This window comes from Paenibacillus sonchi (assembly GCF_016772475.1).
Lineage (GTDB): Bacteria > Bacillota > Bacilli > Paenibacillales > Paenibacillaceae > Paenibacillus_AQ > Paenibacillus_AQ sonchi.
Genome location: NZ_CP068595.1, coordinates 1,974,215 through 1,987,959 on the forward strand (window position 1 = coordinate 1,974,215; position 13,745 = coordinate 1,987,959).

General features: G+C 52.0%; 11 protein-coding genes, 2 pseudogenes and 2 riboswitches. Of the genes and pseudogenes, 5 read left to right on the forward strand and 8 right to left on the reverse strand.

Features of this window, described 5'->3' with window-relative positions; translation table 11 throughout:
- Positions 1 to 180 precede the first annotated feature (180 nt).
- The 5 genes and pseudogenes from JI735_RS09150 to JI735_RS09170 all read right to left on the reverse strand — a co-directional run bounded on the left by JI735_RS09150 (position 181) and on the right by JI735_RS09170 (position 4,897).
- Positions 181 to 672, reverse strand: a complete 492-nt coding sequence (locus tag JI735_RS09150) for a C40 family peptidase (protein WP_020425639.1) — start codon at positions 670 to 672, stop codon at positions 181 to 183.
- A gap of 5 nt (positions 673 to 677) precedes the next feature.
- Positions 678 to 820, reverse strand: a riboswitch (cyclic di-AMP (ydaO/yuaA leader).
- Between the two features lie 385 nt (positions 821 to 1,205).
- Complete coding sequence (locus JI735_RS09155) at positions 1,206 to 1,634, reverse strand: C40 family peptidase (protein ID WP_051051410.1); 429 nt, start codon at positions 1,632 to 1,634, stop codon at positions 1,206 to 1,208.
- A gap of 57 nt (positions 1,635 to 1,691) precedes the next feature.
- Positions 1,692 to 1,829: riboswitch (cyclic di-AMP (ydaO/yuaA leader) on the reverse strand.
- 216 nt (positions 1,830 to 2,045) lie between these two features.
- Positions 2,046 to 2,513: a hypothetical protein gene (locus tag JI735_RS09160; protein ID WP_233476316.1), complete on the reverse strand. Its 468-nt coding sequence runs from the start codon at positions 2,511 to 2,513 to the stop codon at positions 2,046 to 2,048.
- On the reverse strand, positions 2,489 to 2,875 hold the full coding sequence (locus JI735_RS09165; RefSeq protein WP_233476317.1) for a hypothetical protein: 387 nt from the start codon (positions 2,873 to 2,875) through the stop codon (positions 2,489 to 2,491). Before JI735_RS09165 ends, JI735_RS09160 begins: the two co-directional genes overlap by 25 nt.
- 11 nt (positions 2,876 to 2,886) lie before the next feature.
- Positions 2,887 to 4,897: pseudogene (locus tag JI735_RS09170) on the reverse strand (M1 family metallopeptidase).
- A 104-nt stretch (positions 4,898 to 5,001) separates the two neighbouring features.
- On the opposite strand from JI735_RS09170, the gene JI735_RS09175 reads away from it, so the two are divergent.
- Positions 5,002 to 5,508, forward strand: coding sequence for a YwhD family protein (locus JI735_RS09175; RefSeq protein WP_039832663.1), 507 nt, complete (start codon positions 5,002 to 5,004; stop codon positions 5,506 to 5,508).
- Positions 5,509 to 5,633: 125 nt separating this feature from the next.
- Here JI735_RS09175 and JI735_RS09180 read toward each other — a convergent pair.
- The 3 genes and pseudogenes from JI735_RS09180 to JI735_RS09190 form a co-directional block, all read right to left on the reverse strand.
- Positions 5,634 to 6,106 (reverse strand): annotated as a pseudogene (locus JI735_RS09180) (AbrB/MazE/SpoVT family DNA-binding domain-containing protein).
- Between the two features lie 237 nt (positions 6,107 to 6,343).
- The gene (locus tag JI735_RS09185) at positions 6,344 to 7,096 is read right to left on the reverse strand and encodes a DNA-3-methyladenine glycosylase (RefSeq protein WP_233476320.1); all 753 of its coding nucleotides are present in this window, start codon (positions 7,094 to 7,096) and stop codon (positions 6,344 to 6,346) included.
- A 33-nt stretch (positions 7,097 to 7,129) separates the two neighbouring features.
- Complete coding sequence (locus JI735_RS09190; RefSeq protein ID WP_039832666.1) at positions 7,130 to 9,202, reverse strand: transglycosylase domain-containing protein; 2,073 nt, start codon at positions 9,200 to 9,202, stop codon at positions 7,130 to 7,132.
- A 245-nt stretch (positions 9,203 to 9,447) separates the two neighbouring features.
- Here JI735_RS09190 and JI735_RS09195 point away from each other — a divergent pair, with 245 nt between their 5' ends.
- The 4 genes from JI735_RS09195 to JI735_RS09210 all read left to right on the forward strand — a co-directional run bounded on the left by JI735_RS09195 (position 9,448) and on the right by JI735_RS09210 (position 13,691).
- On the forward strand, positions 9,448 to 10,635 hold the full coding sequence (locus JI735_RS09195) for a beta propeller repeat protein (RefSeq protein ID WP_051051408.1): 1,188 nt from the start codon (positions 9,448 to 9,450) through the stop codon (positions 10,633 to 10,635).
- An 803-nt stretch (positions 10,636 to 11,438) separates the two neighbouring features.
- Positions 11,439 to 12,296: a carbon-nitrogen hydrolase family protein gene (locus tag JI735_RS09200; RefSeq protein ID WP_039832667.1), complete on the forward strand. Its 858-nt coding sequence runs from the start codon at positions 11,439 to 11,441 to the stop codon at positions 12,294 to 12,296.
- Positions 12,297 to 12,311: 15 nt separating this feature from the next.
- The gene (locus JI735_RS09205; protein ID WP_039832668.1) at positions 12,312 to 12,980 is read left to right on the forward strand and encodes a GNAT family N-acetyltransferase; all 669 of its coding nucleotides are present in this window, start codon (positions 12,312 to 12,314) and stop codon (positions 12,978 to 12,980) included.
- Between the two features lie 42 nt (positions 12,981 to 13,022).
- Positions 13,023 to 13,691, forward strand: coding sequence for a hypothetical protein (locus JI735_RS09210; RefSeq protein ID WP_039832669.1), 669 nt, complete (start codon positions 13,023 to 13,025; stop codon positions 13,689 to 13,691).
- Positions 13,692 to 13,745 lie beyond the last annotated feature (54 nt).

Below are 13,745 nucleotides of genomic sequence, written 5' to 3' on the forward strand. Positions count from 1 at the left end.
AAGCGGAAGTGAAGCCCCTGACAATTGCGGAATATTATTTTGGAAAATAGCGAAAATTAGGGGTTTTTGTGTTTGGCAGATCATGAGCAGGGTAAATATTTTTTGTAGACAAAAAAAAGCCCCCTCCAGAATTTCGGCAAAAATCCTGGAGAAGAGCCTTTTTGGAATTACAAGTGCTGTTTACTGCACATCGTCGTTGTCTTGGGAGTCGGAAGCTACATTCTGATAAGCATCTGTGCTCATAATTCGTTTGGCGCCAACGTAGCGGTTGACGTAGTAGCTGTCATTCAACGAGCTGACGGTTACACCGCGTTTAGAGGATGCATGTGCGAATTTGCCTTCACCGACATAAATGCCGACATGGGATACGCCGTTGCCGCTTGTATTGAAGAATACGAGATCGCCCGGTCTGATGTTGTCACGCGATATAGCAGTTCCCATTTGGTATTGGGACCCGGACTGGTGAGGAAGGTTGATTCCGATTTTATCAAAAACATACATCGTAAACCCGGAGCAATCAAATCCGTTAGTCGATATTCCGCCGGATACGTATCTTGTTCCGATGGCTTTGTCGATAACCTGATCCATTTTGGAGTCTGCGAAAGCGCTTCCTGCTCCGATAGTAAGGATAATGGAAAAGCTCAGTAAGGCTGATGCCAGCTTCTTCTTCAAAAGTAAATACCCCTTCCAATTGCCTACGAGGTTAGCTTAAGGGTTCGGTTGAAGGTCCCCTATGACCCCTCTGTGAATAGGAGGTCAATTCACCCAAAATCGGTTCCCCCGTTTCCCTAATGATTAAGGAACTCGGCTCGACTGTTGATTAGGATTAGCTTGCGGATCAATACATGACAAAAAGTTTGTAAATTAACTTTGAATAATTACAAAAATGTTACTATCAACTCACTGCAGTAATTGTAACAAAGACAGAAGCTCTTGGCAATCATTTAAAGCATAATAATGCATATTTTTTCCGTTTGACGGGACAAAAATCTATTCTTGAGGGCCCATTTTACGCGCTGCGTAAGCTGTATGGGAGATTTTTTTGGAATATTTAGCAAAAAGGTGTTTCAAAGATCTCCGGAACGTGTAAAAGGGAGAATAAGGAAAAGGAAAAACCCGGAAATGATTACGGCAATAATCAGTCCGGGTTCGTATAAGTTATATTTAGTTGTTAGAGGCAGTAATATTGAAGGGAATAACGTTTATCAATCGTAGGCAACAGCCTGGTACGCTGTAGTGCTCATCACTCGTTTGGCGCCAACGTAGCGGTTGGCCCAGTAGGCTTGGCTCAGTGAAGTTATCGTAACGCCGCGTGAACTGGAGGATTGTGCGAATTTGCCATTCCCGACATAAATGCCGACATGGGAAACTCCCGATCCAAAGGTGTTAAAGAAAACGAGGTCGCCTGAACGCAAGTTATTGCGGGACACAGGGGTGCCGACGCTGAATTGAGCTTTGGAAGTGCGTGGCAGGGTTAGTCCGACATTTTTGAATACGTACCTCGTGAATCCGGAGCAGTCGAAACCGCTGGTGCTGGTGCCCCCGAATTTATAGGTCGTTCCGATTGTTTTGGCGATAACTGTGTCCATTTTGGAGTCGGCGAAAGCGCTGCCAGCTCCTAATGTGAATACCATCACTAATCCAAGTGCTGCTGCGGTGCATTTCTTCTTGAAGTTCTGACTTTTCAAATGATGTACTCCTTCCAAGGCCTGCGAGGTTAGCTTAAGGATTCGGTAGAAGGTCCCCTATGACCCCTCTAAAGCGAGATCAATTCACCCAAGATATGGTTCCCCCGCTTCCCGGTGCAGGGAATTTGGCGTTTTGTGCACCAGAAGAGCGTGTGTAACAAGCTTTAATGCTCAAGTTAAATGTGGTTTACAAGCTGTAACTTAAAGATTACAAATTTGTTACTAGTAGTACAGGCATCATTGTACCAGAGGATTTACAGTTTTGCAAATACTCTTTATCACTTTGTAACTCAAAAAAAGAGTCCCGCTCCCGGTAAGGAGTAGCGACTCTTTTATTATGCCGGTTAAGCGGCTCTATTATTGCGGAAATATTTTACTGCGCCAGAGATGATACTGGGCGGCGATTCCCCACATTTTGAACAGTGTAGTGGGCAGCGGAGAGAACTGGCGGAGCAGAAAGGCCGGCAATCCGGGACTAAGCAGCGCGGTTGCTCCGCAAACAAGCATCATCACCAGCCCGCATGCTCCCAGCACAAGGGAGAGTCCTGCAGATGGAACAATGACCTTCAGGCACACCAGCAGGGATTGGAGTATTCCTGTACCGGCCGTATACCCGAACTGCATGTAGAGCAACAGCTTCCGAATAAAGAAAAGATACACAAGCCATGCCAGGACGTAAGGAACCAGCTTCAGCAGCTGTCTGTAATCCAGAATGCCGCTTAGCAGCAGGTTGTACATTTTGGGAAAAAGCCAGTACAAGGGCAGGGCCGCCAGCACCCATTCTATAAGACTGAACAGCATCACCGGAAGCCCATACAGCCGCATGCCCGGAAAAAGAACATTCCGCGCTCGCCCTTGCGCTCCTGGTGCAGCTCGTGGAGCAGCCCTGCGCGGATGAATGGGGAGACCAGCAATCTTGCTGCGCTCAATACCAGAAGCATCCAGAGCCAATGCTGAACCGCCGGGTCCGAACCCAAAGCGAATTGCCCCTCCACATAGTACAGCAGTCTGCCCAGCCCGCTGCCTCCCGCATGCTGGTCCGGGTAGCGCAGAAGCACGGGAACCACGGCGCTTTTGACAAACTTGTACATGAAATAGCCCCAGAAAAGCCGGTAAATAAATAACAGGATCAATATATATAATTGCTCTTTCATGCTGTGCCAGCCGCAGCTTATCGATCTTTTCACAATCCTTCACCTCACCAGACAAGAGTGCCGAGCAGATTTTCAATCAGGTTGGTCATGCTGAGCGTCCAGCGTGAGAGCGTATCAGGCTCCAGTTCGGCGAGTCTGAAATTGTTCAGATGCTTGCTCTCCAGCAGAACGGAGTGCTCCGGATCAATCTCTGCCGACAGGAGCGGCGCTTTGTAGGACAGCTGAAATGTCGTTTGCTTGCTTTCCCCATTCCAATATCTTTGAACGGTATATCCGTCCGAGAAGGTAAACTTTACCGGCACATCCCCGTGCCGGCTGCCTTTATTGCTTACGGTAACTGAAGATTCATAGCGGGAGTCTTCGTTATCCGCCCCTGCTTTGCTGATAGTATTTGCAATATGATTTATAGCAAAATCAGGAGCGCCGCCACTGTATACATAATGATCGAAATACGTTTGCCATGATTTTTTAGTCACCTTTTCCACCGTCCTTTGAAAGTCCGCTGTTGACGGGTGACGGAAACGGTATTTGCGGACATAAGCGGCCAAGATGGCATCCATTGTTTTGGTTCCGACCTGATGTTCAATGTCTTTCAGCACCAGCTTACCCCTAATGTAGATGTTGCGGGTATAGGCATCATCTCCGGTGTATTTCCAAGTTTCCAGTGTAAGCGGCTGTGCGGAGGGCACCAGACTGGCCTGAAGCGGGAGGTTGGACGCCACCCCGTATTCCTGCTCCATTAGCCGGTCTTCCGCGTAGGAGGTGAAGCTCTCATCGAGCCAGGCCTCTTCAAATTCATTGGTGGCCACCATGCCATAAAAAAACTGATGCCCGATTTCATGGATAATGGTTCGCTCCAGCTGGGTTCCCGGCACATTTTCAGATGCACTAGAGGCGGTTACCAGTGTGGGGTACTCCATCCCGCCTGCACCGCTTCCCTCTTTGGGAGGGACCACGATAGAAAGTGTGGAGTACGGATAAGGACCATACCATTTGCTGAATGTGTTCAGGGCAGCTTTGGCAGCCTGGAAATACCGTTCCTGTAAGTCCTTATGCAGCGGGTCCAGGTAGAGCTTGATCCTTACCCCTGGCACCTCCGATGACGAGAAGGCCTCTTCTGCAACCAGGAAGTCGGGGGAGGCAGCCCAGGCGAAGTCATGAACATCATCGGCATAGAACTTGTAGATTTTCTGGCCCTGCTTCAATTTGGCGGTCTTTACCGGAAAGCCGGTTGCCGCCACGGTGTAATTGGAGGGTACAGAAAGGGTAACATTATAGATCCCGAAATCGCTGTAGAATTCGGAGGTGCCGTGGTACTGATGCAGATTCCAGCCTTCCTGCTTCACGCCCCGGGTGCCGGCTGGCTCATAGACACTAATTTTGGGGAACCATTGTCCAGCCATTATAAAGTTACCTGAAATCCCCATACGCGCGAATATTTTGGGCAGTGTTACTGTATATTTCAGCTTCAGTGTGACACTTTCTCCCCATTGACCGGCTGCGGAAGATGCACCTTGACCAGTGTTTTGTCATGCACGTTGCCATCATCGGGTTGTACATACTGCAGCCGCTGCATGAGCGAGACGCCGTCACTGGTCCGCAAATCCGTCAGGGTCATGCTGCCGTAGCCATTTGCAGGCATGGTATCCCCGCGGAGCTTTCCCCGGATTCCTTCATGAAGGTGGTATCTTTGGAGGCAAAGGCATTCGGATACAAGTGGAAGTAGAGGTCTTGTACCGGTTTTTGGCCGGGGTGGGTCCAGGTGACCGTCTCTGAAGCCGTCAGCGACCCCGTTGAGGGGAGCAGCTGCGCGTCAAGATGATATTCGGTTACCCGCTGGCTAAGGGCCTCCGATACGGGGAGCGGCCTGCTCTCAGGGAGAACGGGCTGTGGTGCTTTGATCTGTGCGGCTGCGGGGGACTTGGCCTCTTTGGGAGCAGCTGCAGTCTGAACGGCCGGGTTATGCCCTGAAAGAGCCCAGATTCCACCTCCCAGAAGGGCGAGGGTGGCCAGGGCCGCAAAGATGAGGGTGTACCTTAATGACAATGGCTTCATACTGTGATTCCTCCCGTGACAAGCATCTACGGGATGTATATGTTTGCATTCGCCGCATTATTAGCTAAAATTAAATTATTAGTGAGAGGGAAGGATGTGCACTTGTGGATAACAACCAACCAGAGGGCAAAAAACCGATGGCTCTGAATATCGTGAATGCCAAAAGCAAGCATAAGGGGTTCGGCGCAGGCTCCATCGATTTGAACAATGTATCGCCGGTCATTATTGACGGCGGTGAAGCCGTTATCGATATCGGTGCCATGCATGCCAAGAGTAAAGTGGAGAAGGGCATTAAATTCAGTCCGAACCGTGAAGATGTTCCGAACGGAAGACAGGTGTGGGTGGTATGGGTAGCTGTAGACCGTACGCCTGAAGGCCAGTCCTATGGCGGAGTCACAGCCTGCGAGATGTGGATTGACACCGAAGCCCGCAGAGGCTGGAAGATTCTTGCCGATCACGTGAACAAGCTCGATTCTGCCCTGAAGCGGAGAGTGATTCTGGAGGGGCTTGGTGCAGCGGACAAGTCTGCACTGAGGTCATTGCTGATTGCCCATAATGCGGAGTGGTGGGATGCTTCCGCCGCTGAACTCAAAGCTGCGCTGTCAGAATAAGCGATAACCCGCCATTGTGTGGCATAAGACTATTGCGTCTGCATTACACAAACAGCCAAGCTCCCCTTTTCAGGAGAGCTTGGCTGTTTCTATGTTGTATAAAACTGCAGGGTGCGGGTGACAGTTTATGATCTGCTGAGCAGGTTAAGCTTGCGCTTGAGCTGGCTTACCCGGGCCTGACTGATGCCAAGAACCTCGGCAAGCTCCTTCTGATTAGCATAGGGGTGATCTTCTATAGCCTTCTCCAAGCGTTGACTCATTTCCTCTGTTTTGCTCCGCCGCCCCCGCGGCCGGGTTCAGGAGTGATCTCTGCGGGACTTTGCAGCTGAACGGTCTCATCGGCCGTCCGGTCTGGATTGCCGAGCTCTTTCAGACAGCTGTTGCAAATGAACTGGTCCTTATAGTAGCTGACATGATCGAGGCTTCTGCAGAACGTGCATTCAGTTGAGGTGTACTTTCTGAGTACGATGATTTCTTCATCCAAAATGAAAAACTCGATAGGATCCCCAATGTCAATATTTCGTGTCATGCGGATTTCTACGGGAACCACAATTCTGCCAAGACTGTCTAAACTCCGGATCATGCCTGTATCCTTCATCCCATGTCCCTCATTTACATCTTTTTATTTTTTGTGGATATTTATGATTATAGCAGTAATTGTAAGTTATGAGAACGGGGAAAGCGCATTCATATATAGAGTTTTTTGCTAATTTCAGGAAAAAACTTCCCCTGAATTTAAAAATCTCTCCATTTGGGAAGTCCAAAAGGAGAGATGAGTTAGGGTTCGTTTGTTTTTTACCCATTTTTGAGCCGCCGAAACAGCATCACCTAACTTTTAGCTGAGGGAAAAGGGCTCCGCCTGTTTGTCAATGACAGAGACATAAGGATTCCCTCTGAGATAGAAACGCCAGGGAAGCGGAGCATATTCTTCGGCATAAGGAATGTTGATTCTCGGTGCTGCGGCAATATCCAGGTGTTCCGGCGAATCTCCCTGCTCAAGCCACAGCGGTCCAAGCGGGTCATCCAGCCGGCATCCGTTCAGGCTTTTGTCAATACGCAGCGCCCGGCACAGCTTGCCCGGCCCGCCGGACAGGCTGGCCGGCTTCTTGACCGTGATGCCGCGGTAAGCCGCCATCCGCGCAGCGTCTGTACTGGTAAGCGGCTCTACCGCGCGAATCAATACAGCATGAGGATCATGTTCGGCAGCAGTTACTACATTAACGCAATGGTACATACCGTATATGAGATACACATAGGCTGTTCCTCCAGCGCTGAACATGACCTCGGTACGGGCTGAACGGCGTCCGCCGTAGGCGTGGCTGCCTTTATCTTCTGCGCCGCCATAGCTTTCTGTCTCCACAATCCGGCAGCGGATCTCTCCATCCTCGGTCCGCCGGACGAGATGCTGTCCCAGAAGAAGCGGTCCGGCCTGGAGCGCTGTAAGCTTATATAGATCAGGGGACAGCAATTTTCTGGACGGCAGACCTTCTCTGCCGTCAGAGTTATTCTTCAAATCCATCGGGTAATGGCACCTCACAACCCGGGTCCCGGAACCTTCATCCGTATCCTCCCGGTCGATTGGTCCCATCGTATCGCATGAGCCGCAGCGAAGCAACCCGGATTAATTCAACCACCAGCGTTTGATATCCTTCCACAGCGAATGCTCTTCCTTGATGTCCTCCGCCGGAGGCTCCCCGTTACCGTCAGGGGGACTTACGGCACCGCTTGTACCGTGCTGATCGCAGTATTCCTTGGGTTCCGTGCCGCTGATGAAGGTTTCCAGCACTTTCTCGGGACAGGCCGCCGTAGCCAGCTTGCCGGATTGCGGATTGACATATACGCTGACCACTCCGTCAGGAATCGGGAAAATTTTCGGCGGAACGTTTTCCAGCGCTTTTTCCGTAAACTGGGCAAAGATCGGGGCAGCACGCCGTCCATCGGCAGTGGCAATATCCCGCCCTTTGTCATAGCCGACCCAGACGGCTGTGGACAGCTCGGGCGTAAAGCCCACCATCCAGCCGTCGGTGTCGGTAGTCCCGGTTTTCCCGGCAACAGGACGCTTGATCATGGAGGCAACGCGGTTGCCTGTCCCGCCGCTCTCGAATACTCCTTCCATCAGCCGGGTTAACACATACGCTGCCGCCGGCTCTACAACCTTCTCGCCCTGCGTCTGCGGGGCTTCATATAGAAGTTTTCCATTCGCATCGGTAATTTTCAGGATTGCCGTGACCGGAAGCTTTACTCCGCCTCCGCCGATAACGGCGAATGCAGACGCCATTTCCAGCGGACTCACCGGCGATGTGCCCAGAGCCAGCGATGGTACGGTCTGCAGGGGACTGTCTATTCCCATCTTTGCCGCCATGTCTGCCACTTTTTCCGCGCCTACTTTCATAATCGTGTTCACCGCATAAATATTGTCGGAGGCGGCAATTGCCTGGCGCATGTTGATTTCCCCCAGATACTTGTCCCCGAAGTTTTTCGGCTGATAGGTCTTGCGGTCATTATCATAGTGGAACAGTGTCGGCTGGCTGTTGAAGACGGACAGTCCCGTCATGCTCTTGGAGGACAGCGCGGTTAAATACATGATGGGTTTAAAGGAAGACCCGGGCTGACGGGTAGTGGCCAGTGCATGGTTGAACTGGTTGGTGCGGTAGTTTTTGCCCCCGACCATGGCTTTGATATAGCCGGTACGGGGATCAATGGATACAAGCGCAGTCTCCAGGTCGCCGGAGGGGTCCATTCCTTTCTCTACAGCGTCTTCGGCCGCCTGCTGCATATCGGGATCGAGCGTTGTATATACATTCAGCCCCCCCTGATCCAGCTCTTCGCTGCTGATATGCAGGGTGTCGGTGGCCAGACTGCGGACATAGTCGCGGAAATAAGGCGCAGCAGCAAGGGTATTCTTTTCTCCCTGAGGCTTGAAGCTTAGGGTTTCCAGCTTGGCTGCTGCTGCCTGAGCTTCAGTAATATCACCCACTTCTGTCATGGCGGCCAATATAATCCGCTGCCGTTTCTTGGCATTGTCCATATGAGTATAGGGGGAATAGTAGGTCGGGCCTTTGGGGATACCGGCAAGGATTGCACTCTCCGCCAGATCAAGGTCAGCCGCCGCTTTGCCAAAATACATCTGTGAGGCCGCTTCAATGCCGTAGGCGCCGTGGCCATAATAAATTTGGTTCAGATACATATTCAGAATTTCGTCTTTGCTGTATTTCATCTCAAGCTGCATCGTATACAGGGCTTCCTTTGCCTTGCGGGTCCAGGTCTTCTCATGGGAGAGGTAGAGATTGCGCGCAAGCTGCTGGGTTAGAGTGCTGGCCCCTTGTGTGCGGTCGCCTGACTCCAGATTGGCAAGCACTGCCCGGCCCATGCCCTTGACATCAAAGCCGGAGTGCTTGTAGAATTTGCGGTCCTCCACCGCAAGCGTAGCCTGTATGAGCAGCGGTGAAATCTGATTAAGTGTTACGGGCTCCCGGCTGCGGCCATCCGTAGTGAAGGTGGTTAGCACATTTCCGCGGGAATCAAGCAGCTTGGAGCGGATATCATCAGCAATCGGCGGGAGATCCTTATGGTAGAGGTATCCGAGCAGCCCGCCAGCCGCCAGTACACAAAGCACACCCATTATAGCCAGCAGCCGGGACAGCCGGCGGAGGCGGTGTTTGGGTTTCGGAGGGGCAACAGGTTCGCGCGGCATGACATCAGGCTCCTTTGATTAGTTTGGCTTGTCAATTCTCATTATGGGGAAGGAAGGGCCTGGATATTCATAACGGCCGGAGGTCCTCCCCGAAAAGGCTGGCGTTTCACCATGCCGGCCCAAGTAGTAACCAAATTGTTGTCAGATTGTGACTTTATCCGGGTTGATAGGGGAAGGGATGGAGCAGTATAACAGAGTAGTGCCTTTAGAAATGGCTGGATCAATGAGAAGGTGGAGGTGTAACTATGAATTGGACTAAAAAAATATATCAAGGGCGGTTGGCCCTTCTGTCGGCAGTTCTTTTGGCGTCATCTGCGTGGGGAATGCCCGCTTCACCGGTACAGGCGGCTGCGGCGCAAGCGGCAGTACCGGCGTGCAGCACCGGTGATCATGGATTGCTGAAGGAGCTGCAGGCCGAGCATGCTGCGTCCGGGGCCGCACCGCTGAATTTCTCCGACATTCAATTTCTGAATGCCGATACCGGCCGGGCAGCAGGCAACGGATTCATGATTGGGACCTCCGACGGAGGCTGTCACTTTCAGGAGATCTATAAGGGACAGTGGAGTTTCAGGCAAATTGATTTTCCGGATAATGTTCATGGCTGGGCCCTGGCTTCCGTGAAGGGTACAGCGGCGGCCTACCTCATTGCCACCGCGGATGGCGGCTCTACCTGGCAACGGATGACCGATACAGCAACTGTCTTCGACAGAATTGACTTTAAGGACAAGAAGCAGGGCTATGGCTACAGCCTGGCCTCCACCTATTACACGAAGGACGGAGGACGCACCTGGCGTCTTATCCCGACTCCCGCCAACACACGCAGTGCGGAGTTCACCAGCGCTAGCAGCGGGTATGCAGTTGTAGTTGCCCCTGGGGCCGGCTACCGGATCATGAAAACCTCCGATGGAGGGGCCACTTGGTCGCTTTCGCTAAAATCAGCTTTTGCCTATCCCGAGTCTGGAAGGGTATATGCAAACGGTGATCAGGTGTACGCTCTGCTGTATGGGGGATCAGGGATGTCGCAGACCTCCTACTCGCTCTATGCCAGCAGCAACAAGGGCAAAAGCTGGAGCCGTGTCATTGCACAGAACACTGCCGGCGGCGGGCCTGCACCAGGCAGCGGGGCAGCGCAGCTGACAACGGGGCCGGCTTCCGGCAAGCCCGGTAATATGCAGCTGGTCGGCAGCAGTGCCGTTTTTCTGTTCGGCTTCTCTCCGGCAGGCGAGAAAGTGGCCGTTGGACGTGCCTACAACGGCGGCAAGAAGTGGACCAATCTTCCGGCGGTCCCGGGCTATGACGGGCTCATTTCCTTCACAGGTGTTACAGAAGGCTGGATGGCTGTCCGGGGACAGAATGCTTCCTCCCTGTATGCAACTGAAGACGGCGGGTCCACCTGGAAGCTGAAATTCGCTTTTAAGGGGACAGAACAATAAGCCGGGGTTACACTTTGAGACCACCAGATTGAGGAATATGCGCATACCCTGCAAGCTGAAGCGGCTCCGTTAACTGGAGCTGCTTTTTTGTTTTTTAGGGAATTATGATTTTTTTAAAGTTGTGGATAAGGTGTGTATAAAACTGGGGATAAGTAGGAGGGCGGCAAAATCACCCATAAACGGGCGGAAATCAGCCGGATTCGATCGGCTTTTTCCGACTAACGCTGGCCAAGAAGCAGATGAACGGTGAAGTTGGAAAAAGGAAACTTATTCCTCCCAAAAATAAACAATTGTGAGACTTAAGTGGAAAAAGGGAACTTAATTGGGCCAAATTACCTAGTTAGGGGCGAAATGTGCTGAATGAGTTACCCTTTCTCCACTTAACCTGCGGAGAACAGGAGATTCGGGCAAATTAGTTATCCTTTTTCCACCTGGAATTGCTGAAGGACACATAAAGGGTTCCCCTAAGGTGTTAACCCCCGAAAACCTTGCACGGAATACAACAAAGTGTGATTTATGCAGGCCGAATGGGTGAACATCCTGTACGTTATACAACAATCTGTGCCCTAAGTACGCTAAACGGACAAAAATCTTGTGAATTGTACAACAATGTGGGTATACATTGTGGAAATTAAAAGGCGAAGCTGGAGCTTGTCTAGAAAGTCTTATGTATATCCGCTATGCACGGCTAGGTGGGATACGTTTCATAAGGGGTGAAGATGTGATTTTGCGGCCGGTTATGGTAAAATTTTAGGTACTTTAATGAATGTGCGCCCATATCACGTTTAGGAGGATTGCCGCCCATGGCTTTTCGCGTATCTGCTGTCCAGTACCATTTGCATACCATTTCCTCCTTCGGGGAGTTTGCCGCTGAGTGCGAGCATTATATCAAAACAGCCGAAGAGTACGGTGCGGAATTCATCCTGTTCCCCGAATTTTTGACGACACAGCTGATGTCCATTGGCGATGAGCAGGGAAAAGCCCTCACTATAGAGGATCTGCCGCAGTTTACAGACCGTTACCGGGAGCTGTTTGCCGGGTATGCCCAAAAATATGCGGTGCATATCATTGGCGGCACCCATGTGCTGCGCAGGAACGGTAAGCTTTATAATGTGGCCCATCTTTTTTATCCGGACGGGAGAATTGCCGAGCAGGCTAAGCTGCATATCACGCCCGCTGAAGTAGAGGGCTGGAATATGGGGGCGGGGGAAGGGTTGGAGGTGTTCCAGACGGACAAAGGAACCATCGCCATGCTGACCTGCTACGATATTGAATTTCCGGAGATCGTGCGTATGGCCCGCGCCAAGGGGGCGGATGTGATCTTCTGCCCTTCCTGCACAGATGACCGGCATGGCTTCCACCGGGTAAGATACACCAGCCATGCCCGGGCGGTAGAAAATCAAGTCTATGTCGTGCTGACAGGCACCGTAGGCTCACTGCCCACCGTGGACCTGATGCGGGCGAACTTTGGCCAGGCGGCGGTGATTACGCCCAATGATATTCCGTTTCCTCCACAAGGGCTGCTGGCCGAGGGGGAAATCAACAGCGATATGATCATCACCGCCGATCTGGATCTGGAGCTGCTGTACCGCGTCCGTGAACGCGGGTCCGTGACCACATGGCGAGACCGCCGGACGGATCTGTACGCCGACTGGACGTAGGGAGGAAGAGAAGGCATGTATTACAAGAGTTTCTACGCTTTTGACGGCAAAATCCCGGTGCCTGCGGTGATCCGGTCTTACACGGAGGCTGATTTTACGGAACTGATCACCATTCAGTCTGAGGCTTTTCCGCCGCCCTATCCTGCTGAATTGTGGTGGAACCGGGAGCAGCTGCTGAATCATGTAACTCTTTTTCCGGAAGGTGCTTTATGTGTAGAGGTGAACGGGGAACTGGCAGGTTCGGTAACGGGCCTGAAAATCCGTTTTGACCCTGAGGTTCCGGCGCTTCAGCATACCTGGTCGGAGGTTACGGCAGATGGATATATTACTACGCACCAGCCGGACGGGAACACACTGTATATCGCTGATCTGTGCGTCCGTCCCAAATACCGCAAGCTGGGGCTGGGTAAAGAGCTGGTGCAGTCGCTGTATCACGCTGTGGTAGATCAGAAGCTGGAGCGGCTGCTGGGAGCGGGCCGGATGCCCGGCTATCATCTGCAGGCCTCCAGGATGTCAGCGGAGGAGTATCTGGCCGGAGTGGTGGCCGGGAAGTGGTCTGATCCGGTGATTACTTTCCTGCTGCGCTGCGGCCGGTCACCGGTCGGGGTAGTGGCTGATTATCTGGATGATGAGGAGTCGGGCAATTACGCTGCGCTCATGGAGTGGCGGAATCCTTTTCTATAAGTAATGAACTGTTTATTTCAGAAGCGGAGGAGATTTATGAGTATGGAGTATAGCAGAATTACGAGTGTCGCTGACCCTTTGTTCAGACAAGTACATAACCTTCTGTCGGAAGTGTTCCCTCCCGAGGAAGTGCTTGAATACAGCTTATGGAAGGAGCCGCTGGAAGATCCCGGCATCCGTGTGTTTGCTGCGGTGCATGAAGGCTTGGTTGTTGGCACCACGGAATACCGTTACTACAGCGACTGGAATGTGGCCATGACCGATTTCACGATTATAGGCCGTGAGGGCCTGGGAGTCGGCCGCTTTCTGGCGCAGCACCGTCTGAAAGACCTGCAGAAGCTGGCGGCTGACAACGGCAAGGAGCTGTTCGGCATGTTTGCCGAGATTTACGATCCGTACCGGGTAGAGCATGCTTTTGGCGGCATTAAGCCCATGGACCCGTTTGTCCGCCGTGAGGTGCTGTCGCATTTAGGCTATAAACGTCTTGATTTCCCCTATGTACATCCCTCATGGCAGGGGGACGGTGAGGCGGTAGCGGGTCTGGATCTTTGTTTTATGCCCGGCGATGAAAATTTGGAGCAGATAGAGGCGGCTTTGGTTGCCGGTTTTCTGACCCGTTATTACGCAGTGCTGGCGGATAAGCCGGAGGCCTGGACATCTATGGTAGAGCAGCTTAAGGGCAGGGACACAGTGGCGCTGCTGCCGTTGTGATTATTTTTAGAGGCGAAAGCCATTGAATTGCCCTCCCGATCTGGATATAGTGTA